The sequence below is a fragment of the Streptomyces sp. B21-105 genome (assembly GCF_036898465.1).
Classification (GTDB): Bacteria; Actinomycetota; Actinomycetes; order Streptomycetales; family Streptomycetaceae; genus Streptomyces.
This window is the reverse complement of record NZ_JARUMJ010000001.1, coordinates 2,433,953-2,459,632: the sequence shown is the minus strand read 5'-3', so window position 1 is coordinate 2,459,632 and position 25,680 is coordinate 2,433,953. Positions and strand designations below refer to the sequence as shown.

Annotated in this window: 26 protein-coding genes and 2 pseudogenes; 17 read left to right on the top strand and 11 right to left on the bottom strand. The window is 71.0% G+C overall.

Features of this window, described 5'->3' with window-relative positions; all coding sequences use genetic code 11:
* The first annotated feature begins 34 nt into the window (after positions 1–34).
* Both QA802_RS11125 and QA802_RS11120 read left to right on the top strand, forming a co-directional pair.
* A complete protein-coding gene (locus QA802_RS11125) occupies positions 35–391 on the top strand; it encodes a hypothetical protein (protein ID WP_334520688.1) in 357 nt (118 codons plus the stop codon).
* Between the two features lie 103 nt (positions 392–494).
* A complete protein-coding gene (locus tag QA802_RS11120) occupies positions 495–1,601 on the top strand; it encodes an amidohydrolase family protein (protein WP_334520685.1) in 1,107 nt (368 codons plus the stop codon).
* Between the two features lie 74 nt (positions 1,602–1,675).
* Here the strand turns inward: QA802_RS11120 and QA802_RS11115 are convergent, their stop codons facing one another.
* From QA802_RS11115 to QA802_RS11100, 4 genes are all read right to left on the bottom strand, one after another.
* On the bottom strand, positions 1,676–2,686 hold the full coding sequence (locus QA802_RS11115; protein ID WP_334520682.1) for a COX15/CtaA family protein: 1,011 nt from the start codon (positions 2,684–2,686) through the stop codon (positions 1,676–1,678).
* A 55-nt stretch (positions 2,687–2,741) separates the two neighbouring features.
* Positions 2,742–3,458, bottom strand: a complete 717-nt coding sequence (locus QA802_RS11110; RefSeq protein ID WP_334534486.1) for an ABC transporter permease — start codon at positions 3,456–3,458, stop codon at positions 2,742–2,744.
* A gap of 50 nt (positions 3,459–3,508) precedes the next feature.
* Complete coding sequence (locus QA802_RS11105; protein ID WP_334520679.1) at positions 3,509–4,432, bottom strand: ABC transporter ATP-binding protein; 924 nt, start codon at positions 4,430–4,432, stop codon at positions 3,509–3,511.
* Between the two features lie 112 nt (positions 4,433–4,544).
* On the bottom strand, positions 4,545–5,342 hold the full coding sequence (locus tag QA802_RS11100; protein ID WP_334520676.1) for an AAC(3) family N-acetyltransferase: 798 nt from the start codon (positions 5,340–5,342) through the stop codon (positions 4,545–4,547).
* Positions 5,343–5,525: 183 nt separating this feature from the next.
* Here QA802_RS11100 and QA802_RS11095 point away from each other — a divergent pair, with 183 nt between their 5' ends.
* From QA802_RS11095 to QA802_RS11060, 8 genes and pseudogenes are all read left to right on the top strand, one after another.
* Positions 5,526–6,269 carry a helix-turn-helix transcriptional regulator gene (locus QA802_RS11095; RefSeq protein WP_334520673.1) on the top strand — a complete coding sequence of 248 codons (744 nt, stop codon included), beginning with the start codon at positions 5,526–5,528 and terminating at the stop codon, positions 6,267–6,269.
* Positions 6,266–7,687 carry a Fe-S cluster assembly protein SufB gene (gene sufB, locus QA802_RS11090; RefSeq protein WP_266727049.1) on the top strand — a complete coding sequence of 474 codons (1,422 nt, stop codon included), beginning with the start codon at positions 6,266–6,268 and terminating at the stop codon, positions 7,685–7,687. The genes QA802_RS11095 and sufB overlap by 4 nt, the downstream gene beginning before the upstream one ends.
* Before the next feature lie 60 nt (positions 7,688–7,747).
* On the top strand, positions 7,748–8,929 hold the full coding sequence (gene sufD, locus QA802_RS11085; protein ID WP_334520666.1) for a Fe-S cluster assembly protein SufD: 1,182 nt from the start codon (positions 7,748–7,750) through the stop codon (positions 8,927–8,929).
* Positions 8,929–9,249: a non-heme iron oxygenase ferredoxin subunit gene (locus QA802_RS11080; RefSeq protein ID WP_319169943.1), complete on the top strand. Its 321-nt coding sequence runs from the start codon at positions 8,929–8,931 to the stop codon at positions 9,247–9,249. The genes sufD and QA802_RS11080 overlap by 1 nt, the downstream gene beginning before the upstream one ends.
* A 7-nt stretch (positions 9,250–9,256) precedes the next feature.
* Positions 9,257–10,074 (top strand): annotated as a pseudogene (sufC, locus tag QA802_RS11075) (Fe-S cluster assembly ATPase SufC).
* Positions 10,071–11,327, top strand: coding sequence for a cysteine desulfurase (locus QA802_RS11070; RefSeq protein WP_307041750.1), 1,257 nt, complete (start codon positions 10,071–10,073; stop codon positions 11,325–11,327). The pseudogene sufC and the gene QA802_RS11070 overlap by 4 nt, the downstream one beginning before the upstream one ends.
* A 19-nt stretch (positions 11,328–11,346) precedes the next feature.
* Positions 11,347–11,817, top strand: a complete 471-nt coding sequence (gene sufU / locus QA802_RS11065) for a Fe-S cluster assembly sulfur transfer protein SufU (RefSeq protein ID WP_319170067.1) — start codon at positions 11,347–11,349, stop codon at positions 11,815–11,817.
* Entirely contained in the window at positions 11,814–12,146 is a 333-nt protein-coding gene (locus tag QA802_RS11060) for a metal-sulfur cluster assembly factor (protein ID WP_005477879.1), read from the top strand. The genes sufU and QA802_RS11060 overlap by 4 nt, the downstream gene beginning before the upstream one ends.
* A 147-nt stretch (positions 12,147–12,293) precedes the next feature.
* Here QA802_RS11060 and QA802_RS11055 read toward each other — a convergent pair whose 3' ends face one another.
* A complete protein-coding gene (locus tag QA802_RS11055) occupies positions 12,294–13,142 on the bottom strand; it encodes an AbfB domain-containing protein (protein ID WP_334520655.1) in 849 nt (282 codons plus the stop codon).
* Between the two features lie 401 nt (positions 13,143–13,543).
* On the opposite strand from QA802_RS11055, the gene QA802_RS11050 reads away from it, so the two are divergent.
* Complete coding sequence (locus QA802_RS11050; protein ID WP_334520652.1) at positions 13,544–13,864, top strand: DMT family transporter; 321 nt, start codon at positions 13,544–13,546, stop codon at positions 13,862–13,864.
* Positions 13,864–14,406, top strand: a pseudogene (locus tag QA802_RS11045) (TetR/AcrR family transcriptional regulator); the annotation flags it as partial. The gene QA802_RS11050 and the pseudogene QA802_RS11045, both read left to right, overlap by 1 nt.
* A gap of 172 nt (positions 14,407–14,578) precedes the next feature.
* On the opposite strand, the gene QA802_RS11040 reads toward QA802_RS11045, so the two are convergent.
* Positions 14,579–15,463 (bottom strand): winged helix-turn-helix transcriptional regulator, encoded by an 885-nt coding sequence (locus QA802_RS11040; protein WP_334520647.1) that lies wholly within the window; start codon positions 15,461–15,463, stop codon positions 14,579–14,581.
* 252 nt (positions 15,464–15,715) lie between these two features.
* Between QA802_RS11040 and dapD the strand changes: the two genes are divergently transcribed.
* The gene (dapD, locus tag QA802_RS11035) at positions 15,716–16,705 is read left to right on the top strand and encodes a 2,3,4,5-tetrahydropyridine-2,6-dicarboxylate N-succinyltransferase (RefSeq protein ID WP_334520645.1); all 990 of its coding nucleotides are present in this window, start codon (positions 15,716–15,718) and stop codon (positions 16,703–16,705) included.
* 41 nt (positions 16,706–16,746) lie between these two features.
* Here dapD and QA802_RS11030 read toward each other — a convergent pair whose 3' ends face one another.
* The 3 genes from QA802_RS11030 to dapA all read right to left on the bottom strand — a co-directional run bounded on the left by QA802_RS11030 (position 16,747) and on the right by dapA (position 18,570).
* Positions 16,747–17,001, bottom strand: coding sequence for a hypothetical protein (locus tag QA802_RS11030; protein WP_319169951.1), 255 nt, complete (start codon positions 16,999–17,001; stop codon positions 16,747–16,749).
* Complete coding sequence (locus QA802_RS11025) at positions 16,982–17,551, bottom strand: HAD domain-containing protein (protein ID WP_334520641.1); 570 nt, start codon at positions 17,549–17,551, stop codon at positions 16,982–16,984. Before QA802_RS11025 ends, QA802_RS11030 begins: the two co-directional genes overlap by 20 nt.
* An 89-nt stretch (positions 17,552–17,640) precedes the next feature.
* Positions 17,641–18,570 (bottom strand): 4-hydroxy-tetrahydrodipicolinate synthase, encoded by a 930-nt coding sequence (gene dapA / locus QA802_RS11020; protein WP_334534482.1) that lies wholly within the window; start codon positions 18,568–18,570, stop codon positions 17,641–17,643.
* Positions 18,571–18,820: 250 nt separating this feature from the next.
* On the opposite strand from dapA, the gene QA802_RS11015 reads away from it, so the two are divergent.
* A complete protein-coding gene (locus QA802_RS11015; protein ID WP_334520638.1) occupies positions 18,821–19,432 on the top strand; it encodes an ArsR/SmtB family transcription factor in 612 nt (203 codons plus the stop codon).
* Positions 19,433–19,528: 96 nt separating this feature from the next.
* Here QA802_RS11015 and tnpA read toward each other — a convergent pair whose 3' ends face one another.
* Entirely contained in the window at positions 19,529–19,960 is a 432-nt protein-coding gene (tnpA, locus tag QA802_RS11010) for an IS200/IS605 family transposase (RefSeq protein WP_334520635.1), read from the bottom strand.
* A 50-nt stretch (positions 19,961–20,010) separates the two neighbouring features.
* Between tnpA and QA802_RS11005 the strand changes: the two genes are divergently transcribed.
* Complete coding sequence (locus QA802_RS11005; RefSeq protein ID WP_334520632.1) at positions 20,011–21,225, top strand: RNA-guided endonuclease InsQ/TnpB family protein; 1,215 nt, start codon at positions 20,011–20,013, stop codon at positions 21,223–21,225.
* A complete protein-coding gene (locus tag QA802_RS11000) occupies positions 21,179–21,991 on the top strand; it encodes an SRPBCC family protein (RefSeq protein WP_334520629.1) in 813 nt (270 codons plus the stop codon). Before QA802_RS11005 ends, QA802_RS11000 begins: the two co-directional genes overlap by 47 nt.
* Positions 21,992–22,013: 22 nt before the next feature.
* Here QA802_RS11000 and QA802_RS10995 read toward each other — a convergent pair whose 3' ends face one another.
* The gene (locus tag QA802_RS10995; RefSeq protein ID WP_334520626.1) at positions 22,014–23,840 is read right to left on the bottom strand and encodes a DUF8508 domain-containing protein; all 1,827 of its coding nucleotides are present in this window, start codon (positions 23,838–23,840) and stop codon (positions 22,014–22,016) included.
* A 327-nt stretch (positions 23,841–24,167) separates the two neighbouring features.
* On the opposite strand from QA802_RS10995, the gene QA802_RS10990 reads away from it, so the two are divergent.
* Positions 24,168–25,595, top strand: coding sequence for a hypothetical protein (locus QA802_RS10990; protein WP_334520624.1), 1,428 nt, complete (start codon positions 24,168–24,170; stop codon positions 25,593–25,595).
* Positions 25,596–25,680 lie beyond the last annotated feature (85 nt).

The following is a 25,680-nucleotide window of genomic DNA, read 5'->3' as shown; positions in this document are numbered from 1 at the left end:
GCCGTTCGCTCTACCCGTCGGTAGCATCCTGGCCATGGCAGACACCAAGCAGGCTGACGAGACCGCCGACGCCAAGCAGGCCGCGAAGGCCGAGCGCACGGCGGGCCGGCTCGCCAAACGGATCAGCGCCTTCGCCGGGCGACACGGCGGGGCGGAGGGCCAGATCGCCTATATCGGCGAGCGCGGCGCCCGTATCGTCCTCGTCGGCGAGGACGGCGGCTGGGGCGACCTGGTGGCCCCCTCGGTCGCCGTCGCCGAGCAGGCCGTCGGGAAGGCCGGCATCACCGTCCACGAGGCCTTCGACGGCGAGTTCGCGGCGAAGGTGCGGACAGGGCCGTACGAGTGGACGCGGATGGCGGGCATCCAGGTCGGCGGTCCGAAGAACGACTGAGCGGCGAACAGTCGGCCGGCAGCAACACCTGAGGCCCCGGTCACCCGTTAGGACCCGTAGAAGCGACGTGCACGCGACGTGGTCCATCTCCCGGGGAGTCCGGATGATCGAAACGCCGTCCTTGGTGGATCAGTACTGCCACGGCGTCCTGAGAACGGAGCTGGGTCTCGGCACGTTCGAGGCCCAGTTGGCCCGCACCGAGGGCCCGCCGGCCCCCGGCACGACGCTGTTCGACACCCAGACGGGCTTCGCGGTACGCCGCTGGTGCCCCCCGCTGCTCGGCCTGGAACCGCACGCGCCGCCCGCCCGCTATCTCGCCCGGCGCCGTGAACTCGGCGTACTGGAAGCGGGCCGCCGGCTGCTGCGCGGCAGCGGCATCACGACGTACCTGGTCGACACGGGCCTGCCCGGCGATCTCACCGGGCCGGGCGAGCTGGCCTCGACGGGCGACGCCGAGGCCCGCGAGATCGTCCGTCTGGAACTCCTCGCCGAGCAGGTCGCCGACACCTCCGGCACCGTCGAGTCCTTCCTGGCCAACCTCGCCGAGGCGGTCCACGGGGCGGCCGTGAACGCCGTGGCCTTCACCTCCGTCGCGGGCGTCCGGCACGGCCTCGCGCTGGCGCCCGAGCCGCCCGGGCCGGGGGAGGTGCGGGGTGCGGCGGGCCGCTGGCTGGCCGCGCGCCGGGTCGGCGGCGAGCTGAGCGACCCGGTGCTGCTGCGGCACCTGCTGTGGAGTGCCGTCGCCTCGGAGCTTCCGCTGCAGCTGCACGCGGGCCTCGGGGCGCCGGGCGGGCGGATCGACCGCACCGACCCCGTGCTGCTCACCGACTTCGTCCGGGCCACGGCCGGCCTCGGCACCGACCTCGTCCTGCTGCACGGCTACCCCTACCACCGCCATGCCGCCCACCTCGCGGGAGTCTTCCCGCACGTGTACGCCGATTCCGGGGCGGCCCTGGTGCGGACCGGCGCCCGCGCCGCGACCGTCCTCGCGGAGATCCTGGAGCTGGCGCCCTTCGGGAAGATCCTCTTCTCCACCGGCGCACACGGGCTGCCCGAGCTGCACGTGGTCGGGGCCCGGCTGTTCCGCGAGGCCCTGACGCGGGTGCTGGGCGGCTGGGTCGCGGAGGGCGCGTGGTCGCCGGGGGACGCGCAGCGGGTGGCCGGACTGATCGCGTCGGGCAACGCCCGCCGGGTGTACGGGCTGGGCTGAGACGCGGGTACGGCCGGACGGGACGGCCGGCTCAGGTGCGCCGGTTCAGGCGCGGTGACCAGGGCGCGTACGGCTCAGGCGCGGGTGCCGACCGTCGCCTCCGGTGCCGGGTGCGGCAGGTCGGCCGGCGTTCCGGCGCGTTCGCGCAGCGCCAGGGGTACGCGCAGGACGGCGATCCACACCAGGCACGATCCGAGCATGTGCAGTCCGACCAGGATCTCGGGCAGGTCGGTGAAGTACTGGACATAGCCCACGACCCCCTGGGCGAGCAGCACCAGGAACAGGTCCCGGGTACGGTCCAGCGGGCTCTTCGGCGCGTCCACCGCCTTGAGGATGAACCACAGGGCGAACGTCAGCGTCACCACGATCCAGGCGAGCACGGCGTGCAGCTTGGCCACCGTCTCCCAGTCCAGCGGCATCCGCTCGACCTCGCTGGAGTCGCCCGCGTGCGGGCCCGCGCCGGTGACCACCGTGCCGACGGCGATCAGCAGCATCGAGGCGAGGACCAGGAACCACACCAGCTGCTGCACGGGCCTGCCGACCAGCGTGCGGGGCTCCCCGTCGCCCTCCCTGGTGCGCTGCCACATCACCGCGGCGACCGCGATCAGCGCCGAGGCGGCCAGGAAGTGCGCCGCGACCGTGTACGGGTTGAGCCCGACGAGCACGACGATCCCGCCGAGCACCGCGTTGCTCATCACCAGCCAGAACTGCGCCCAGCCCAGCCGGGTCAGGCTCCGGCGGTACGGCTTCTCCGAGCGCGCGGCGATGATCGCCCAGCCGACGGCCGCGCACAGCACGTACGTCAGCATGCGGTTGCCGAACTCGATGGCGCCGTGGAAGCCCATCTCGCTCGTCGCGGTGAGCGAGTCGTCGGTGCACTTGGGCCAGGTCGGGCAGCCGAGGCCGGAGCCCGTGAGGCGGACGGCGCCGCCGGTGACCACGATCACCACCGACATCACGAGCGCGAAGAGAGCCGCCCGCCGAACCGTCCGGGGGGCGGGGGTCCAGCGTGCGGCGATGAAGGAGAGGGGGTTGCGCACGGCGGCTACGGCGTCGGCACGGGTCACGTTCAGCACGCGTCCCATCGTAAGCGGGCCGCTTGTGCACGCTTTCACGAGGGTCGCCGTGGGGCGGACGCGGTTACTCCCAGCGGAAGAACCGGCCGGCCGCCGCGAGCCCCAGGACGGCCCAGACCGCCAGGACCGCCAGGTCGCCCCAGGGCATCCCGGCGCCGTGCTGGAGCACGTCCCGCAGGCCGTCGGAGAGCGCGGTGACGGGCAGCAGGCCGAGCACGTCCTGCGCGCCGGACGGGAACTTGTCGAGCGGCACGATCACCCCGCCGCCCACCAGCAGCAGCAGGAACACCAGGTTGGCGGCGGCCAGCGTCGCCTCCGCCTTCAGGGTGCCCGCCATCAGCAGGCCCAGGCCGGAGAAGGCGGCCGTGCCGGCGACCAGGAGCAGCAGGACGGCCGCGGGGCCGCCGTGCGGGTCCCAGCCCAGCGCGAAGGCGATCCCCGTCAGCAGGATCACCTGGAGGACCTCGGTGACCAGCACCGACAGCGTCTTCGCCGTCATCAGGCCCCAGCGCGGCAGCGGTGAGGAGGCGAGCCGCTTCAGCACCCCGTAGCGGCGCTCGAACCCGGTCGCGATGGCCTGGCCGGTGAACGCCGTCGACATCACGGCGAGCGCGAGGATGCCGGGGGCGAGGAAGTCCACCGCCTCGCCCGCGCCGGTGTCGACCACGTCGACCGTGCTGAACAGCACCAGCAGGAGGGTCGGGATCACCACGGTGAGCAGCAGCTGCTCACCGTTGCGCAGCAGCATCTTCGTCTCCAGCGCCGCCTGGGCCGCGATCATGCGGGGGAGCGGGGCCGCGCCGGGCCGGGGGGTGTAGGTGCCGGTGGCGGTCACGAGCGCAGCTCCTTGCCGGTCAGTTCGAGGAAGACGTCCTCCAGGGTGTGGCGTTCCACCGAGATCCGGTCCGGCATCACCCCGTGCTGCGCGCACCACGAGGTGACCGTGGCGAGCAGCTGAGGGTCGACCTTGCCCGTGATCCGGTAGGAGCCGGGGGTCAGCTCGGCGGCGGTGCTGTCGGCGGGCAGCGCCTTCAGCAGCGAGCCGACGTCGAGCCCGGGGCGGCCGGTGAAGCGCAGGGTGTTCTCGGCGCCGCCGCGGCACAGCTCCTCGGGGGAGCCCTGCGCGATCACCGTGCCTGCGTCGATGATCGCCACGTCGTCGGCGAGCTGCTCGGCCTCGTCCATGTGGTGGGTGGTCAGGATGACCGAGACGCCGTCCGCGCGCAGGTCCCGCACGAGATCCCAGGTGGAGCGGCGGGCCTGCGGGTCGAGGCCGGCCGTCGGCTCGTCCAGGAAGACCAGTTCCGGGCGGCCGACGACGGCCATCGCGAGGGCGAGGCGCTGCTGCTGTCCGCCGGAGAGCCGCCGGTAGCTCGTACGGCCGCACGAGCCGAGACCGAGGCGCTCGACGAGGGCGTCGACGTCCAGCGGATGCGCGTGCAGCTTCGCCACGTGCCGGAGCATCTCGTCGGCCCGCGCACCCGAGTACACGCCCCCCGACTGCAGCATCACGCCGATCCGGGGGCGCAGTTCGGAGCCCTGTCGCACGGGGTCGAGGCCGAGGACGCGCACCGTGCCCGAGTCCGGCCTGCGGTACCCCTCGCAGGTCTCGACCGTGGTCGTCTTGCCGGCGCCGTTGGGTCCGAGGACGGCGGTGACGCCCGCCCGGGCCGTCAGATCGAGGCCGTTCACCGCGGTCTTCGCCCCGTACCGCTTCACCAGGGCCTCGACCCGCACGACAGGCTCGCTTCGCATGGCTCAAGAGTCTAGGTTCGCGGCCCGGGGTCCCGACCGGCGGGTACGGGAAGCGGCCGCGCCCGGCGGGGTCCGGCCCGCCGGGGGCTCAGCCTTCGGCCCGGCGGGGCGCTCAGCACTCGTCCTCGCGGGAGCGGTGCAGGGGCAGCCACCGCTGCGCGTACGCCACCGCGTCCGCGACCGGGAACAGCCGGGCGTCGGCCGCGCCGACCCTGCCCCGCACGACGGGTCGGTCCCGTTCGAAGTCGTGGCCGAGCTCGTCGAAGCGGGCCGCGCTGATCGACACCTCGGTGACCTCCTCCCAGCCGCCCGGACCGGGCCGTCCCACCTGCACCAGCGGAGCCGGTATGCGGTATTCGGCGAGGTGGAAGCTGGTGCAGGCGGCGTAGCCCGCGCCGAGCATGAGCACCCGCGCACCCTCCTGCTCCAGACGGGCCAGCGGGCTGTGCTCACCCAGCCGGCAGTCGGGCGCGTGCCCGTGGACGATCTCGGCGGCCCGTGCCCCGAGCGCTGCGAAGGAGGCGTGCGGATGCGCGCTGCGCCGGGCGCCGGGCCAGGTGCGGACCGTCTCCGGGATCACGCCGACGCCGCGGGTGGGGGTGATGAGGGGGTCGTACGCGGGCATGGCCGCCCGGATCGTCTCCCACCACGGCTCGGGCACCCGCGGATCGCTCCACACCGCCGGATCGGACAGCTGCCCGCTGTGGGCCGGGACCACGAGCGTGCCGTCCGGGCCGAGCGCGTCCAGCAGCCCGTGCACGACCGCGACGGCGCCCCCGCACACCCAGCCGAGGGAGCTGAGGGAGGAGTGGACCAGGAGGATTTCGCCGGATTCGACACCGAGCGCGCCGAGGTCCGCCGCGAGGGTGCTTCGGGTGACGAGTGGGCCGATGGGAGGAGGTGTGGGCATGGTCGGGCAGTCTCCTGGATGCCGGTCGGGCCGGCCAGCCGTTTATGCGCCGGGCCGGGCGTCGCCGGTCGGGCGGAGATCGTTTCTCCAGGTCAGATTAGGTATGCCTAAGTGATGCAGGGCACCGCCTGATGGATCAAGCACGGCTTGCCTGCCCCTGAGGAATTACGCAACAATGGCGTTGTGAAAAACGTTGGCGAGGCTCGGGAGGCCCCTACGGGGACCCCGCAGGAGGAGCTCGCGACCGGGGAGCGCTCGACGCGCAACCGGGTCGCGCGGTCCATCCTGGACCACGGGCCCTCGACCGTCGCCGAGCTGGCCGGACGGCTGGGCCTCACCCAGGCCGCCGTACGCCGCCACCTCGACGCGTTGGTCGCCGACGACGTCGTACAGCCCCGTGAGCAGCGCGTGTACGGCGCGCGCACGCGCGGTCGTCCGGCCAAGGTCTTCGCTCTCACCGACTGCGGCCGGGACGCCTTCGACCAGTCCTACGACAAGCTCGCCGCCGATGCCCTGAGCTGGATCCAGGAGCGTTTCGGCGGGGACGAGGCAGTGGTCGCGTTCGCCCGCGCGAGGATCGCCGAGCAGGCCGCCGGATACCGTCAGGCGATCGAGGCGGCCGCCCCGGAAGAGCGCACCGAAGCCCTGGCCAAGGCCCTGAGCGCAGACGGGTACGCTGCTACGGCGCGCAGTGCACCGGTCGGCGAGCAGCTGTGCCAGCACCACTGCCCCGTCGCCCATGTCGCGGAGAAGTTCCCGCAGCTCTGCGATGCGGAGACCGAGATCTTCTCCCAGCTGCTCGGGACGCACGTCCAGCGGCTGGCGACCATCGCGCACGGCGACGGCGTCTGCACGACGTTCATCCCCAGAGTTTCCACAGCCACCCAGAACGCATCCGCTAGCACGGCCGGGAGGAACCCCGCATGACGCTCCCCACGGAGACTGCCCACCCCGAACTCGAGGGTCTGGGCAAGTACGAATACGGCTGGGCCGACTCCGACACGGCCGGCGCCTCTGCGAAGCGCGGCATCAACGAGGACGTCGTCCGGGACATCTCCACGAAGAAGTCCGAGCCCGAGTGGATGACGAAGCTCCGTCTCAAAGGACTCAGGCTCTTCGAGAAGAAGCCCATGCCGAACTGGGGCTCGGACCTGTCGGGCATCGACTTCGACAACATCAAGTACTTCGTGCGCTCCACGGAGAAGCAGGCGGAGTCCTGGGAGGACCTGCCCGAGGACATCAAGAACACGTACGACAAGCTCGGCATCCCCGAGGCGGAGAAGCAGCGCCTCGTCGCGGGCGTCGCGGCCCAGTACGAGTCCGAGGTCGTCTACCACCAGATCCGTGAGGACCTGGAGGAGCAGGGCGTCATCTTCCTCGACACCGACACCGCGCTCAAGGAGCACCCGGAGCTCTTCAAGGAGTACTTCGGCACGGTCATCCCGGTCGGCGACAACAAGTTCGCGTCGCTGAACACCGCGGTGTGGTCCGGCGGCTCCTTCATCTACGTGCCGAAGGGCGTGCACGTGGAGATCCCGCTGCAGGCCTACTTCCGCATCAACACGGAGAACATGGGCCAGTTCGAGCGGACCCTGATCATCGTCGACGAGGGCGCCTACGTGCACTACGTCGAGGGTTGTACGGCCCCGATCTACAAGTCGGACTCGCTGCACAGCGCCGTGGTCGAGATCATCGTCAAGAAGAACGCCCGCTGCCGCTACACGACCATCCAGAACTGGTCGAACAACGTCTACAACCTGGTCACCAAGCGCGCTGTGGCGTACGAGGGCGCGACCATGGAGTGGATCGACGGCAACATCGGCTCCAAGGTGACGATGAAGTACCCGGCCGTCTACCTGATGGGCGAGCACGCCAAGGGCGAGACCCTCTCCATCGCCTTCGCGGGCGAGGGCCAGCACCAGGACGCCGGCTCCAAGATGGTCCACATGGCGCCGAACACCTCGTCCAACATCGTCTCCAAGTCCGTGGCGCGCGGCGGCGGCCGCACCTCCTACCGCGGTCTCGTCGAGATCGGCGAGGGCGCCCACGGCTCCAAGTCGAACGTGCTGTGCGACGCGCTGCTCGTCGACACCATTTCCCGCTCCGACACGTACCCCTACGTGGACGTCCGCGAGGACGACGTCTCCATGGGCCACGAGGCCACCGTCTCCAAGGTCAGCGACGACCAGCTCTTCTACCTGATGAGCCGGGGCATGACCGAGTTCGAGGCGATGGCGATGATCGTGCGCGGCTTCGTCGAGCCCATCGCGAAGGAGCTGCCCATGGAGTACGCCCTCGAACTCAACCGGCTGATCGAGCTGCAGATGGAAGGCGCGGTCGGTTAAGACCCGCCGCCGGACAGCAGCGAGCAATTTCTGACGTAGGAAGAGAGCAGACCGACAGCCATGGCTGAGGCTACGAATATCCCGGTGGGCAGCACGACCGCCGGCCAGATCGCGGTGGCCGCCGAGTCGACCGTCGCCACGCGCATGAGCGCGCCCCCGTCCTACGACGTCGCGGACTTCCCGGTCCCGCACGGTCGCGAGGAGGAGTGGCGGTTCACGCCGCTGGAGCGGCTGCGCGGCCTGCACGACGGCACCGCCGTCGCCACGGGCGGGGGCCTGAAGGTCGCCGTCGAGGCCCCCGACGGCGTCACCGTCGAACTCGCCGACCGCGACGACCCGCGCCTGGGCAGGGCCGGTGTCCCGGTGGACCGGATCGCCGCCCAGGCCTACTCGGCGTTCGAGAAGGCCGGCGTGATCACCGTCCCCAAGGAGACGGTCCTCACCGAGCCGATCCGCGTCTCGGTGCACGGCGAGGGCGGGGTGTCCTACGGCCACCAGGTCATCGAGCTGGGCGCGTTCGCCGAGGCGGTCGTCGTCATCGACCACACCGGTGACGCGGTGCTCGCCGCCAACGTCGACTACGTCCTCGGGGACGGCGCGAAGCTGACCGTCGTCTCCGTCCAGGACTGGGACGACAAGGCCGTGCACGTGGCCCAGCACAACGCCCTCGTCGGCCGTGACGCCAGCTTCAAGTCGGTCGTGGTGACCTTCGGCGGCGACCTCGTCCGCCTCCACCCGCGCGTGACGTACGCCGGCCCGGGCGCCGAGGCCGAGCTGTTCGGCCTGTACTTCACTGACGCCGGCCAGCACCAGGAGCACCGCCTGCTGGTCGACCACAACGTGCCGCACTGCAAGTCCAACGTCGTCTACAAGGGCGCCCTCCAGGGCGAGGCCGCGCACGCCGTGTGGATCGGTGACGTGCTCATCGAGGCCAAGGCCGAGGGCACCGACACCTACGAGATGAACCGCAACCTGGTCCTCACGGACGGCGCGCGCGTCGACTCGGTGCCCAACCTGGAGATCGAGACCGGCGAGATCGTCGGCGCCGGCCACGCCTCCGCCACCGGCCGCTTCGACGACGAGCAGCTCTTCTACCTGATGGCCCGCGGCATCCCGGCCGACGAGGCCCGCCGCCTGGTGGTCCGCGGCTTCTTCGCCGAGCTGGTCCAGCAGATCGGCGTCGACGACATCGAGGAGCGGCTGCTCGCCAAGATCGAGACCGAGCTGAAGGCCACGGTCTGATGACGGCCTTCGTACGCGCCTGCGGACTGAGCGAGCTGGAGGACGACACCCCGAAACGGGTGGAGCTCGACGGCACGCCGGTCTCGGTCGTCCGCACCGAGGGGGAGGTGTTCGCCATCCACGACATCTGCTCCCACGCGAACGTCTCGCTCTCCGAGGGCGAGGTGGAGGACTGCCAGATCGAGTGCTGGCTGCACGGTTCCTCGTTCGACCTGCGCACCGGCAAGCCGTCCGGCCTTCCCGCGACGCGCCCCGTCCCCGTATACCCCGTAAAGATCGAAGGGGACGACGTGCTCGTCTCCCTCACCCAGGAGTCCTGAGGCACCCATGGCAACGCTTGAAATCCGAGACCTGCACGTCACCGTCGAGGCCGACAACGCCACGAAGGAGATCCTCAAGGGCGTCGACCTCACCGTGAAGCAGGGCGAGACGCACGCCATCATGGGCCCCAACGGCTCCGGCAAGTCGACGCTCGCCTACTCGCTCGCGGGTCACCCCAAGTACACGATCACCGGCGGCACCGTCACCCTCGACGGCGAGGACGTCCTGGAGATGTCCGTCGACGAGCGCGCCCGCGCCGGCCTGTTCCTCGCGATGCAGTACCCGGTCGAGGTCCCCGGCGTCTCCGTGTCGAACTTCCTGCGCACCTCCGCCACCGCGATCCGCGGCGAGGCCCCCAAGCTCCGCCTGTGGGTCAAGGAGGTCAAGGAGGCCATGCAGCGCCTCAACATGGACACCTCCTTCGCCGAGCGCAACGTCAACGAGGGCTTCTCCGGCGGTGAGAAGAAGCGCCACGAGATCCTCCAGCTGGAGCTGCTCCGGCCGAAGGTCGCGATCCCGACCTCGACGAGACGGACTCCGGTCTGGACGTCGACGCCCTGCGCATCGTCTCCGAGGGCGTCAACCGCGTCCGCGAGACCGGCGAGGTCGGCACCCTGCTGATCACGCACTACACGCGCATCCTGCGCTACATCAAGCCCGACTTCGTCCACGTCTTCTCCGGCGGCCGCATCGTCGAGTCCGGTGGCGCCGAGCTCGCCGACAAGCTGGAGAACGAGGGCTACGAGGCGTACGCGAAGCAGGACGAAGTCGACACGAAGGGTGGCCCCGTGGCCGGAGGCCACTCAAAGGAGGAAGTCGCGTGACACAGCTGCCGGGCCTCCTCGACGTCGAGGCGATCCGCAAGGACTTCCCCATCCTGGATCGGCAGATCCACGACGGCAAGAAGCTCGTGTACCTGGACAACGCGGCGACCTCGCAGAAGCCGCGCCAGGTGCTGGACGCTCTCAGTGACTACTACGAGCGCTACAACGCCAACGTCCATCGCGGTGTGCATGTGCTCGCCGAGGAGGCCACGGCGCTGTACGAGGGCGCGCGCGACAAGGTCGCCGCGTTCGTCAACGCGCCGAGCCGCGACGAGGTGATCTTCACCAAGAACGCCTCCGAGTCGCTCAACCTCGTGGCCAACATGCTCGGCTGGGCCGACGAGCCCTACCGGGTCGACCACGAGACCGAGATCGTCATCACCGAGATGGAGCACCACTCCAACATCGTGCCGTGGCAGCTGCTGGCGCAGCGCACGGGCGCGAAGCTGAAGTGGTTCGGCCTGACCGACGACGGCCGGCTCGACCTCTCCAACATCGACGAGATCATCACCGAGAAGACGAAGATCGTCTCCTTCGTGCTGGTGTCGAACATCCTCGGCACGGTCAACCCCGTCGAGGCGATAGTGCGCCGCGCGCAGGAGGTCGGCGCGCTGGTGTGCATCGACGCCTCGCAGGCCGCGCCGCACATGCCGATGGACGTGCAGGCCCTGCAGGCCGACTTCGTGGCCTTCACCGGCCACAAGATGTGCGGCCCGACCGGCATCGGCGTCCTCTGGGGCCGCCAGGAGCTGCTCGAGGACCTGCCTCCGTTCCTCGGCGGCGGCGAGATGATCGAGACCGTGTCGATGCACTCGTCGACGTACGCCCCGGCGCCCCACAAGTTCGAGGCGGGCACCCCGCCGATCGCTCAGGCGGTCGGTCTGGGCGCGGCCATCGACTACCTGTCCGCGATCGGCATGGACAAGATCCTCGCCCATGAGCACGCGCTCACCGAGTACGCGGTGCGCAGGCTCGGCGAGGTCCCCGACCTGCGGATCATCGGCCCGACGACGGCCGAGGACCGGGGCGCGGCGATCTCCTTCACGCTCGGCGACATCCACCCGCACGACGTGGGCCAGGTGCTCGACGAGCAGGGCATCGCGGTCCGGGTGGGCCACCACTGCGCCCGTCCCGTCTGCCTGCGCTACGGAATTCCCGCGACCACGCGAGCGTCGTTCTATCTGTACTCCACGACGGCCGAGATCGACGCCCTGGTCGACGGTCTGGAGCACGTACGGAACTTCTTCGGCTGAGGGGTTGGCGAGCGAGCGCATGAAGCTGGACTCGATGTACCAGGACGTCATCCTGGACCACTACAAGCACCCGCACGGGCGTGGTCTGCGCGATGGCGACGCCGAGGTGCACCACGTGAACCCGACGTGCGGCGACGAGATCACCCTGCGGGTGAAGTACGACGGTACGACGATCGAGGACGTCAGTTACGAGGGCCAGGGCTGTTCCATCAGCCAGGCGAGCGCGTCCGTCCTGAACGACCTGCTGGTCGGCAAGGACCTGGCCGACGCGCAGAAGATCCAGGAGACCTTCCTGGAGCTGATGCAGTCCAAGGGGAAGATCGAGCCCGACGACGCCATGGAGGAGGTGCTGGAGGACGCGGTCGCGTTCGCCGGCGTCTCCAAGTACCCGGCCCGGGTCAAGTGCGCCCTCCTCAGCTGGATGGCGTGGAAGGACGCGACGGCCCAGGCGCTGGGCGCCGACGCCGACGTCGAAAGGAAGACGGCATGAGCGAGACCCTGGAGATGAAGCCGGCCTCCGAGGAGGAGGTCCGCGAGGCCCTGTACGACGTCGTCGACCCGGAACTGGGCATCGACGTCGTCAACCTCGGACTCATCTACGGCATCCACATCGACGACGCGAACATCGCGACGATCGACATGACCCTGACCTCGGCGGCCTGCCCGCTGACCGACGTCATCGAGGACCAGGCGAAGTCCGCCACCGACGGCATCGTCAACGAGCTGCGCATCAACTGGGTCTGGATGCCGCCGTGGGGCCCGGACAAGATCACGGACGACGGCCGCGAGCAGCTGCGCGCGCTCGGCTTCAACGTCTGAGAGCCGTCACCGCGTACCGAGCAACGCGGACCCGCACGTGAAAGCGGCGGCACCCCCAACCGGGGGTGCCGCCGCTTTCACGTGCGGGTGAGTCGGTGGAACCGGTGGCTCGGTGAGTCGGCAGGGTGGCGGGTCGGTCGGTGGGGCTCAGCCCAGCGGGCCCACGAGCCGGAACGCGAAGTCCGTCCGGTTCGTCGTGTTGTAGCCGTACGGGTCCAGGCGCAGCTGGAAGTCCTTGTGGCGCAGCGCGTAGTTGGGGTAGTTCACCGACTGGAACAGCACCGCGCCCGAATACCCCGAGTACGTGGGGCAGAAGGTGGCGTCCTGCCGGAACAGCGAGGAGCCGTCGTTGTATTCGGAGCGCAGGACGAAGTTCCGGTGGCGCAGGTACCGGCCGTCGTGCGTCGAGAACGAGATGCAGGAGCTGTCGGACAGCCCGCTGACCACGTGGAAGGTGGAGTCCTCGCGGGACTCCGAGCCGCGCGGCGCGTCGAGCTTCACCAGCGAACCGCTCACGTGCCAGTAGCGGTCGGGGTAGTTGACCGCCTGCACCGACCGTTCGTCACGGGACGCCGGCGGGTCGGCCGGCTTCCCGGGCGCGGGGGCCGAGGGAGCGGCCGAGACGCCGGGCGACGAACTGCCCTGCGGCCCTGGGGAGGAGGACGTCTCCGGTGACACGGACGCCGACGGCGAGGGGGACGCGGACGCGGGCTTCTTCCCCGTCGGCGTCGCGGATCCGCTGCCGGAGGGCGTGGCGAAGGAGATGAGGCCGCCGGGCGTCTCGTCGTCCGACAGCGTCTGCTGCCGGCCGGCTTCGGACTTCGCGTCAGCGGGCCTGTCGTTCAAGGCGATCGCGGTCACGCACGCAAGGACGGTGGCGACGGCGAGGCCGCCGGCCAGCCACAGGCGTCGAGTTCCGGGGGCCCGGGAGGTGTCCGGGGCCCAGCCGTTCTCCCAGGGCTGTTCCTGGGGCGGCCGGGACTTGTCTTCTGGCATGCGCTGTTCCTCCAGCGGCGTCCCGACTGAAGAGCCGGTATGTGAACGGTGAAACAGTAGTGGAAGCTGTGGCGTGCGTTCATCCGTTTGGGTGAGCGCCTTCCATAACGCTTTCGAATCTCCCGTCAGTTGGGCGCGATCGACCGGCGCCCGGAGTGCCGATGTGTGTGGATGTGCCTACCGATGCGTGCCGTTGCGCGTAACCAGGCGTACGCACGGGTGTGTGTGGGTGGGCATGGGTGCGTGGCGGTGGGCGGGGGTGCGTGTGGGTGGGCGGGGTTCCGCGTGGGTTCGCGCCCATGGAGGGGCGCGGGGAACACCTTCATGGACTGGCACCGGGTGTGGCGCTGGGTGCGCGCCTTTGTGTACGACCGTACGCATCACTGTGTACGCTTGTACGCATGGGATATCTGACGCTCGCCGGCGCCATCGCCGCCGAGGTGGCCGCGACGACGGCCATGAAGTACAGCGACGGCTTCAGCAGGCTCTGGCCGGCGCTGCTGACCACCGTGGGCTACCTGCTGTCCTTCCTCCTCCTCGCGCAGACGCTGAAGACCGTCGGGATCGGCACCGCCTACGCGATCTGGGCCGGGGCCGGCACCGCGGCCATCGCCCTCATCGGGCTCGTCCTGTTCGGGGAGGCCCTGACACCTGTCAGGATCGCGGGAATCCTGCTGATCGTCGGGGGAGTGGTGCTGCTGAACCTGGGGGGTGCGCACTGATGGCCCGCCGCTACGACCCCGAGCGGCGCCAGCGGATCATCGACGCGGCGATCCGGGTCGTCGGGGCGAAAGGACTGGCCGGCCTGAGCCACCGCTCGGTCGCGGCCGAGGCCGACGTCCCGCTCGGCTCCACCACGTACCACTTCGCCACCCTCGACGAGCTGATGACGGCCGCCCTGCGGCAGGCCAGCGAGGGCTTCGCCAAAGTGGTCGCGGCGCACGGCGGACTGGCGGACGACCGCGTCGACCTGCCGACGGAACTGGCCGGACTGCTCGGCGAATGGCTGGCCGGCGACCGCACCGGCGTCGAGCTGGAGTACGAGCTCTACCTGGCCGCCCTACGGCGCCCGGCACTGCGCCCCGTCGCCGCCGAGTGGGCCGAGGACCTCGCCGCTCTCCTCGCCCGCCGTACCGACCCCCGCACCGCACGGGCCCTGGTCGCGCTGATGGACGGCATCTGCCTCCAGGTCCTGCTGACGGACGCCCCCTACGACGAGGAGTACACCCGGGAGGCCCTGGCCCGGCTGCTCGTCCCCGCACGTCTGGACGCCGGAGCCGCCGGAGCCGCCGGAGCCGCCGGAGCCGCCGGAGCCGCCGGAGGCGTCGGAGGCGTCGGAGGCATCGGAAACGCCGGAGGCGTCGGGGGCCGCTGAGCGCCGTCGCCTCCTGCGGAGTGCCGCCCGGTCCCGGCGGAGCGGTGCGCCCGGCGTGTCGTCAGCGGGTGTCGAGGTCGCGCACGGCGTCCAGGGCCGCCGTCACGCTGCCCGCGATGTCGGTGACCGGGTACTGCACGTGGCGCACGACCCGTTCCCGGTCGACGATCAGGGTCAGCCGCTTCAGCCGGCTCGCCCCGGCCGCCCGGAACGTCGGCAGGCGCAGGGCGCTGATCAGCGTCAGTTCGGCGTCGGAGAGGAGCGGGAAGCCGAGCCGCTCCTTCTCGGCGAACGCCCGCTGCTCGTCCGGCCGTTGGGTGGACACCCCGTGCACCGCGGCGCCCGCCGCGCGGAACTCGGCCAGACGGTCGCGATAGGTGCACGACTCCAGCGTGCAGCCCGAGGCGCCCGGGATGTCGGTCCAGCCCGGCGGATAGCCGTCGGGGCGGGCATAGGCGCCGGGAAAGCAGTAGAGAACGGTGCAGGAGGCGTCGTCCGACACGGGATCGCGCGGTGTCCCGCGGTCGTCGACCAGCCGGAGCACGGGAAGCCGGGCGCCCACGAGGGCGTGCACGCGCCGCGCCTCGGCGGACGCCTCCTCGGCAGTGGCCGTGGCGCTGCCGTCGCCGAGGATCCAGGCGTCGCCCCAGTCCTGGAGGGCGACCAGGACCGGCAGCAGGGCCCGGCCGCGCGGGGTGAGCCGGTACTCGTACCGCGGCGGACGCTCCTGGTACAGCACCCGGGTGAGCACGTCCGCGTCGACCAGCAGCCGCAGCCGCTCCGTCAACACCTTGCGTGACAGGCCGAGTTCGCGCTGAAGCTCGTCGAACCGGTGCACACCGCGCGCGGTGTCCCGGACGATCAGCAGGGTCCACCAGTCCCCGACGACGTCCAGGGCCTGCGCGATGGCGCAGCCGGAGTCCTCCAGACTCGTCCTGCGCGCCATGCGTCCCGCCCTCCCTCTGCTGCCGGCCCTCTGCCGTCGGCCGTACCCCGGCCACCGCGGCTCGTCCCGGCCACCGCGGCTCGTCCCGGCCTTGCGTGGTTTCTCCCCGCCTCTCGCAGAGGGGGGAGCGCCATGCTGGCACAGTTGGTTCCCAAGGAGAACTCAGCAGGCGGGCGGGGCCCCGCGGCCCGCCTCCTGAGACACCGCTGTGCGGGTTGGCCTCTGCGGCCCCCCGCCGGTTAGGTTGCCGTCATGACCGACACGACTGCTCCTCGCACCACCGGCGCCGCGGCCACCGGACTCGCCACGATCGCCGCCGACGGCACCGTCCTCGACACCTGGTTCCCCGCGCCGGCGCTCGTCGCCGAGCCCGGCCCGGCCGGCACCGAGCGGCTCTTGGCCGACCAGGCCGTGGAGCTCCTCGGCGACGCCGCGGCGAAGGCGGTCGGCCCGGACGCCCGCCGGGGCGTCGACGTGGTCGCGGTCCGCACGGTCATCGCCTCCCTCGACGACAAGCCGCTCGACGCTCACGACGTCTACCTGCGCCTGCACCTGCTCTCGCACCGGCTCGTCCGGCCGCACGGGCAGAGCCTGGACGGCATGTTCGGCCACCTCGCCAACGTCGCCTGGACCTCGCTCGGCCCGGTCGCCGTCGACGACGTCGAGAAGGTCCGCCTGAACGCCCGCGCCGAGGGCCTGCACCTCCAGGTCACGTCCATCGACAAGTTCCCGCGCATGACGGACTACGTCGCCCCGAAGGGCGTCCGGATCGCCGACGCCGACCGGGTCCGCCTCGGCGCGCACCTCGCCGAGGGCACGACGGTCATGCACGAGGGCTTCGTCAACTTCAACGCCGGCACCCTCGGCACCTCGATGGTGGAGGGCCGCATCTCCGCTGGCGTCATCGTCGGCGACGGCTCCGACATCGGCGGCGGCGCGTCCACGATGGGCACGCTGTCGGGCGGCGGCAACGTGATCATCTCCATCGGCGAGCGCTGCCTCGTCGGCGCCGAGGCGGGCGTCGGCATCGCCCTCGGCGACGAGTGCGTCGTCGAGGCCGGCCTCTACGTCACCGCGGGCACCCGTGTCACCATGCCCGACGGCCAGATCGTCAAGGCCCGCGAGCTGTCCGGCGCCTCGAACATCCTGTTCCGCCGCAACTCGGTCACCGGCGCGGTCGAGGCCCGCCCGAACAACGCCGTCTGGGGCGGCCTGAACGAGATCCTCCACAGCCACAACTGATCACCGACGGCCGCGGCCGTGCCGTGACGCCGGGGCATCGCTCACTCGTCCTGACGGTGCACGGAGTCGTCGATCGCCTCTGCCCCGGCCTGCGCCGGGCCAGAGGCATCGGCCGCCGCCCTCCCGGACGCCCGCTGCTCCCGTTGCGCCCGCTGTTCCCGTTGCGCCCGCAGTGCCGCCCTCGCCGCGGCGGCCTCCCGCCGCACCTGCTCCGTCAGCAGGCGTAGCCGAGCCTGGCGCTCCGCGCCGGTCAGGCCGGTGAGGCCCAGCCTGGCGTCACGTTCCTCCTGGGACACGACGTCCCTCCTCTCCTCGGCCGGCTTCGGACGACCCCGACGCTGACCCCGCCGGCAGGCCGGCGGCGAACGCGGCCAGCGCCGTGAAGTCCTCGTCCCGCAGACCCACGCGCGGGTTCACATGGTGCAGCAGGGCCGGTCCCGGGTGGTGGGCGGTGACGTACACCGAGTCGGCGGGCGACTGTTCGTCGTCGACCCAGGCGAACGGGCGGCCCGCCGCGTGCGCGACGATCATCTCCGTCTTCCAGTGGACGCCGTCGGGCCGGTGGGCGAACAGCACCGCGCCGAAGTCGACGTACGGCAGCTCGGGCAGGCCGACAACGGGGGCGATCCAGCGGTTGGCCTCCGCCATCCAGGTCGTGGCCCAGCACAGCTCGTAGGGAAGACGGAGGAGAGCGGCGCCGTGCCCCGGGTGCAGCCACACCCGCAGGGGGCGCGGCCGGCCCACGGACGCCCTGATCGTCGTGTACCCCGCAGGCCGCTTCGACGGCTTCGCGGCATACGGATTGAGGGGACCGTCCACGTCGAGGTAGAGCATCGGGCGGCTCATGCGGCCCACCGTACGCAACGCGGCCGGGGGCCCGCCCGGGAATTGCGGGCGCTCGTGAGTGGCGCCGGCAGGCAGGTGGGTGGGGGCTGTCAGGCCGTCAGGCGCTCGTAGGCGGCGCGCAGCCGGGCGACCGTGTCGCGGCCGGCGGGTCGCAGCGGTGGACGGACCGGACCGGCCGGCAGTCCCAGGTCGTTGAGCAGTGCCTTGGCGGTGACGGCTCCCGGCAGACCCGACGCCATCATCGACTCCACCAGTTCCGTGGTCCGCCGCTGGAGCCGGGCGGCCTCGGCGGTGTCGCCCGCGTCGAACGCGTCCAGGACGGCGCGCATCCGCTCCGGGACCGCGTTCGCGACCGTGCTGACGTATCCGGCCGCGCCGACCGCGTACAGGGCGAGGTTGTGTTCGTCGCAGCCCGCGTAGTACGACAACGCGGTGCGGGCGAGAACCTTCTGCGCGCCGAGGAAGTCGGCGGAGCAGTCCTTGACCGCGACGATCCTCGGGTGCCCGGCGAGCCGGATCAGCGTGTCCGGCTCGATCCGGACGCCGGTACGGCCGGGGATGTCGTACAGCATCACGGGCAGCCCGGAGGCGTCCGCGACCTCCCGGAAGTGCGCCTCCAGGGCGTCCTGCGGAGGCAGGCTGTAGTACGGGCTGACCACCAGCACGCCGTCCGCGCCCGCCTTCTCGGCGTCCGACGCGAGCTCCACGGTGTGCCGGGTGTCGAAGGTGCCCACGCCCGCCACGATCGACGCCCGCTCGCCCACCGCCTCCCGCACTGCACGCACCAGCTCCGCCTTCTCGGCGTCCGAGGTGGTCGGCGACTCGCCCGTGGTGCCGGAGAGCACCAGCCCGTCGCAGCCCTCGGACACCAGCCGGTCCGCCAGCCGCTGAGCGCCGTCGAGGTCGAGGCCGCCGGTGCCTGTGAAGGGGGTGATCATCGCGCAGAGCGTGCGGCCGAAGACGGGGGCAGGGGCAGCGGCAAGGGCGGAGGAGGAGGGGGAGGCGTGGGTGAGGGGCATGGGCGGGGGTGGGGAGGGCTTCGTCATACGCCGTAGTCTCGGCGACACCATCGTGAAGCTCTACTTAATTCTACTGCGATATATGCGTAAGGAATGCTACGAGATTGGGGGTGGGTCACCCTCGCCTCCGGCTTCTTCGGGACGGGGCTTCGGGACGGGGCGGGGTGCGCGGCAGTCCGTCCGTCCGTCCGGCGTGACCGAAAACTCAACTCTCCTGGACAAAAAAAGTTTTCGGTGAGACGGTGGTCGCATGCTGGACGTCACCGTGATCGAGGACTCCGAGGCCGCGGCCGCCTCCCTGGACCCCATACGGGCCCGACTGCTCGCCGAGCTGGCCGCCGGGCCCGCGTCAGCCGCGATGCTGGCCGGGAAGGTCGGGCTGCCGCGGCAGAAGGTGAACTACCACCTCAGGGCGCTGGAGCGGCACGGCCTGGTCGAGCTGGCCGGCGAGCGGCGCAAGGGCAACGTCACCGAGCGGCTGATGCGGGCGACCGCGGCGTCGTACGTGATCTCGCCGCTCGCCCTCGCCCAGGTGCAGCCCGACCCGGACCGCTTCCGCGATCAGCTCTCCGCCCGCTGGATGCTCGCCCTCGGCGCTCGGCTGGTCAGGGACGTCGGTTCGCTGATCACCGGGGCCGCCAAGGCCCGCAGGCCGCTGGCGACCTTCGCGCTGGACGGCGAGGTGCGCTTCGCCTCCGCGGCGGAACGGGCCGCGTTCATCCAGGAGTTGACGGCCGGTGTCGGCGCGTTGATCCGCAAGTACGACGCCCCTGACGCGGAGGGCGGCCGCGATCACCGGATCGTCGTCGCCGTGCATCCGACGGTCAAGGACCAGCAGCAGACCCCCGAACTGGACCGATAGGCAGCAGGAGCTCACCATCAGGTCCTCCGCTGGGTATCCCCGGCTTCAGCCGGGGCGGGAAAGCGGAACGGTGCGGAGCACCGTTGTTCGTTGAGGTCAGGACAGGGGGCGGCGCTGGCCCTCGATGTACTGACGGATGATCGACAGCGGCGCTCCGCCGCAGGAGGCCGCGAAGTACGAGCGGGACCAGAACACCGATCCCATCCCGGTTCGGTTGACGCGGCCGGTGTATTCGGCGCGCAGGTACCGGGAGCTGACGCCCTTGAGGCTGTTGACCAGCTTGGAGAGGGCGAGCTTGGACGGGTAGTGCACGAGCAGGTGCACGTGATCACGCTCGCCGTTGAACTCGCGTAGCTCCACCTCGAACTTGTCGCAGACCTCCCGCATGATCTCTTCGCATCGCCGAAGCATCTCGTCATCGAAGATTCCCTTCCGGTATCTGGTGACGAACACCAAGTGGGCGTGGAGATCGAAGGTGACGTGACGCCCCCTGCGGATATCGGTGTCTGGTTCCCAGCGTGGTGACATACCCCAAGGGTAGTAGGGTGATCGCAACGACCAGGAAGGGGGTGGGCCGGATGATCCGTGCGTACAAGTTCCTCATGCGGCCCACCGTGGGCCAGTCCGCCGCTCTCGGCGAGATGCTGCGCGATCACTGCTCGCTCTACAACGGGGCCTTGCAGGAACGGCGTGACGCCTACCGGCACGTGTCGAAGACGAGCATCAAGTACGGGATGCAGTCCGCGCAGCTCAAGGAGATCCGGGCGTTCGACCCGGAGCGTCAGGGCCGCTGGTCGTTCTCCAGCCAGCAAGCCACCTTGCGGCGCCTCGACAAGGCGTTCGCCGCGTTCTTCCGCCGCATCAAGCACGGCGAGACGCCCGGCTACCCGCGCTTGCGGGGAGTCAACTGGTTCGACACGGTGGACTTCCCCAAGGACGGCGACGGCTGCCGCTGGGACTCCACCCCGCATGATCCGCAGACCCGCGTACGCCTCCAAGGCGTCGGGCACGTCAAGGTCAAGCAGCACCGGCCCGTGGCTGGCAAGGTCAAGACCGTGTCCGTCAAGCGCGAGGGCAAGCGCTGGTACGTGGTGCTGACCGCCGAGCAGGCCCAGCCCGAGCCGCTGCCCAGGACAGGGTCCGTGGTCGGCATCGACATGGGCATCGCCTCCTTCCTCACCACCTCCAACGGCGAGCACATCGACAACCCGCGCCACGGCCGCAAGGCCACAGCGAAGCTCGAAGCCGCACAACGGAAGCTGTCCACCTTCGGACGAGTGCGCCGCGACAAGCGGACGAAGAACCACCAGCGGGCCGTCGAGCGCGTCGCCGACCTGCACCGCAAGGTGCGGCGTCAGCGCCTGGACCACGCACACAAGACCGCGCTCGACCTCGTCCGCGACCACGACCTCATCGCGCACGAGAACCTGACGATCCGCAACATGGTGCGCACCGCCGCACCCAAGCCCGACCCCGACACGCCAGGGGCATTCCTGCCCAACGGCGCGGCGGCGAAGACGGGCCTCAACCGCTCGATCTCGGATGCCGGATGGGGGGTGTTCCTGACGATCCTGCACGCCAAGGCTGAAAGCGCCGGACGTGACGTGATCGCCGTGGACCCCCGCAACACCTCTCGGACATGCCCCGAATGCGGGCACGTCAGCGTGGAGAACCGGCCCACACAGGAGAAGTTCCACTGCGTTGGATGCGGCCACCGGGCGCACGCTGACGTCGTGGGAGCTTCCAATGTTCTGCGGGCCGGGCTGGCCCGTCGTCAAGCTCAACCAGCTTGACGAGAAGCCCCCGCATTTATGCGGGGGAGTAGTCACGTCCAAGGAATTCGAGATCGTCAGCGAGTTCGAGGTCGACGCCACCCCGGAGCAGGTGTGGGAGGCCGTCACCCACGGCACCGGCGCCTATCTGTGGCCGATGGACCCGCCCGAGCCGCGGGTGGGCGGCGCCGCCGCCTTCGGTTCGACCGTCACCGCCTGGGACCCGCCGCACCACCTCACCGTCCGCAGCGAGGACGTCGGGTTCGGCGCCCAGAGCGCGAACCAGCTCGAGCACGTCATCGAGGCGCGCGACGGCGGACGGCGGGCCTGGGTCCGCTATGTGCACAGCGGCATCTTCACGGACGACTGGGACAACCAGTACGACGGCGCGGCCAAGCACACCGACTTCTATCTGCACACCCTGCGCGAGTACCTGACGCACTTCGCGCCCCGCCCGGTGACCTTCGCCTCGGCCGAGGGACCCGCGGCTTCGGCCACGTCCGACGCCCTCGCCGAGGTCGGTGCGGCGCTCGGTCTCTCGGCGGACGACGCCCAGGGCGCCCGGGTGACCGTGCGCGGGCCGCGGGGGTTCGACGCCGTGCTGGACTACCGCAACCCGTACTTCCTCGGACTGCGCACCGACACCGCCCTCATCCGGGTCTTCGGCCGCGGCCGCTGGGGCGCCCCGGTCGGCGTCAGCGTCCACGACTTCGCGCCGGACGCCGACGCCGGGGCGACGGGGAAGGCGTGGCAGGACTGGCTGAACGGCGTGTTCAGCCGGTCCTGACCCGGCCTGACCCCGCCGTGGATCACGGCTCGAAGCGCAGCACCTGCGGGTCGTGGTCGCTGATCTGGTCGTGGAACTCCGAGTTGATGTGCACGCTGTCGTACTCGAAGCCGCAGCCGCGCCGGATCGACGGGCTCACCAGGATCTGGTCCAGAACCTGCTGGTTGCCCTGGTAGTCGTAGCTGTAGCGCTCGCTGCGGGGCAGCGACTTGATCGCCGACCACAGCGCGCCGTCGCTCTCGAGGATCTGCGCGGTGCCGGAGAACTCGAAGTCGTTGATGTCGCCGAGCGCGACGACGTCCGCGTTCTTCTGCACGTCGAGGATGTCCTTGACGAACGCGTTGACCAGCGTCGCCTGCTGGTGGCGCTGGACCTCCGAGCTGCGCGCCACCGGCTGGTACTGCGAGGTCAGCCCCTGGTCGCCGCCCTTGGAGTTGAAGTGGTTGGCGATCACGAAGACCGTGCGGCCGCGGAAGACGAACTCGCCGGCCAGCGGCTTGCGGCTGTTCGCCCAGGCCGCGTCGGCGGGGGCGATCCGGCCGGGCGAGGCGCTGAGCTGCGCCTTGCCGCGCACCTTGGAGACGGCGACGGCCGACGTGGAGTCGCCGCCCGCGCGGTCGGTGAACGAGACCCGCTGCGGGTTGAACAGGAACACCTGGCGGATGTTCCCGCCCGGCTCGCCGCCGTCCGCGTTGTTCGCCGGGTCGATGGAGCGCCAGTCGTAGCGCGGGCCGCCGGCGGCCACGATCGCGTCGATCAGCTTGCCGACCGTGAGGTCGGCGGCGACCGTGCCGTCGTTCGTCGCGCCGTTGTTGTCCTGGATCTCCTCCAGGGACACGATGTCGGGCGCCTTGAGGTTGTTCACGATCGCGGCGGCGTGCTCCTCGAACGTGGCGTCCGACGGGTCGAGGTTCTCGACGTTGTACGTCGCGACCGCCAGCTCGTTCTTCTTCTGCTTCTGCGTCGTCTCCCGTTGCAGGCCGCCGCTCTTCAGTGCGCCGAGCTGGTTCGCGACGAGCGTGTAGCCGCCGAACTGGTTGTAGTCCAGGGGGCCCGCGGTGACGCCGGTGAGGGCGTCACCGACGTTCGCGACGGGGAAGTCGGCCGTCGCGCCGAGCGACTGGATCTGCAGCCGGCCGGTGTTCTGCGAGGTGTAGGAGCCGTACAGCGTGCCGCCGCGGCGGCCGGCGTTCTCCCGCGGTTTCACCGTGACCCACAGCTCGGTGAACGGGTCGGTCGCGGTCACCACGCGCGCGTCGGCGACCTGGACGTTCATGCCCTCGAGGGACTCGTAGTAGTCCAGGGCATAGGTGCGGGGCCGCAGCGTCAGGCCGTTGATCGAGTTGGCCGCGGCGGCGTCGCCGGCCGGGGTGTAGGCGGCCGGGACCGACCGCGAGTTCACCACGGCCGCCGCCGGGACCGCGTTGCCGCTGGAGACGACCGTCACCGTCGGCTTGGTGATCTCCGTGATCGACTGGTTGCCGCTCGACGTGCCGCCGGGCACGAACTCCGACACCGTGCCGGTGACCGTGACCAAGTCGCCGACGGCGACCTTCGGGGCGGAGCTGGTGAAGACGAAGACGCCCTCACTGGTGGCCGGGTCGGCGTCCGGGTTCGGATCCTGGATCCAGAACCCCTTGGACGAACCGTAGGTGCGCACGCCGGTGACGATTCCGGCCACACCCGTGACCGCCTTGCCGACGTACGGCGATATCCGGGTGGTGCCCTGGATGTCGTGAACGGCCACCGTCTCCGCGTGCGCGGGTGCGGACAGGGCGACGGTGGAGGCCGCGGAACATACTGCGGCGACGGTGAGCGCGGCGAGACGCGCGGACTTCTTGCTCGGCAACGGAATCCCTCCGGGGACGTACGTGAGCGCCGGGACGAGAGTGGAGCAGGGATGAGGGGGGAGTCGGGACGAGGGTGGAGCAAAGACGCGGGAGCCGCGACCGGTGGGGCGATTCGCGACGCGCGTAGAAACTACGGTGAACACATGTCCAGCGGATTTCTACGCGCGTCAATCTCCTGCCTGGTCAGGCCACTTGTCAAGGTTTCGGCCATGTACGGAACCTGACCGGGAGATGAACCGGGCGGCATGGGGCCATATCCGTCTAGGCTGAGTGGCCCAGTGCCCACAGCCGGGCCGGTGGCACGACGCGCCTAGGAGAACCAGCCGATGTCAGACAGCTCCCCCCTGCCGCCGGTGCGCCTGCACCCCGAAGCGGAGCTGGCGCGCGACGCGCTGTCCACGCCGTTGCTCTCCCGGGCCGTTCTGCTCGCCCGCTGGGCCGGCCCCGACACCCGGGTCGACGCCGGCGGCGGGCTCGTCGAGGAGCAACTGGCGTCCGCCGCCGAGGTTCTCGGCCTGACCGGGGAGGACGCCGCGGCCTACGCGAGCGAGGCCTGGCGGGTCGCCGTGGACGCCGGACTCGTGGAGATCGTCGACGAGGAGGCCGGCACCGTCACGGCGGGCGAGGAACTGGCCCTGCTCACCGCCGGCTCCCCGCACGACGTCCTCGCCGTCTGGCTCACCGCCCTCGAGACCGTGCTCGCCGACGCGGCCGTCCCCGACCTGGACGAGCTGATGGACGCGATGGACGAGGGCGGGGAGGTCGACTTCTCCCGGCTCGACTGGAACCCCGAGGCCGAGACGGAGTTCCTCGACGGCGTGCTCGGCAACCTCTACCTCCTCACCGCCAGCGAGGACGGCCCCGGCGACGGCACCGTCCCGCTCCCCGCGCTCGCCGCCTCCATGCTGGTGCCCGGCGACATGGACGAGCCCACCAACGACGTCCTGGAGCAGGTCTCCGACGCGATGATGCGGCTCGACGACCAGTTCAGGCTCCTGGAGCCCATCGGCCTCGTCGCCTACCGCCCCGTCGACGAGGCCCTGATGGCGGACCCCGACGAGGAGCCCGCCGCCCCGGTCGACGAGACGGACGTCTCCCGCTACGGCATGGTCCGCCTCACCCCGCTCGGCCTCCACGGCATGCGGACCCGGCTGCTGGAGGCCGGCTTCGACGCCCCCGCCGTCGGCGACCTCGCCGACAAGGGCGCCGACGTCCTCCTCGACGGCAGCGCCGGCTACGGCTCGCGCGCCGCCCTCGCCGAGACCGAGCACTGGCTGGTCCGCCGCGAACCGCTCGCCGCCGCCCGGGAGCTGCTGGCCGCCGCCCGCGGCTCGGACCCGGGCGCCCCGCTGCGCCGACTGCGCTGCCAGCAGGCCCTCTCCCTGGTCGGCGGCCAGGCCGAGCCCGCTGTCCGCGAGGTCCTCGACGACGCCGAACTCGGCGGCCTGGCCCGTGTCTGGCTCAGCGAACTCGGCGCGACGGACGTGCCCGCGCCCTCCGAGGACCTGGTCTTCTGGCTCACCGTCGACACCCTGGCCGCACAACTCGCCGCCGAGGGCAACTCCGAGGAACTCCAGGCCCTCGTCGAGGGACTGGCACAGCAGCACAGCGGGTTCTTCGCGGCCGCCTGGCGCGTCGACCACCCTGCCACCCCCGACGTCCTCGAGGCGATGGGACGCCTGCACCCCGACAAGCGCATCGCGAAGGAGGCCCGCAAGGCCGCCTTCAAGGCGCGCTCCCAGCAGGGCGGCTGACCATCCCCGGGGGGCCTCTGCGAGGTTCCGCGGCCCGATGCGTACGCAGTGAATCCGTAGTGGGTCCGCAGTGGATCCGCAGTGG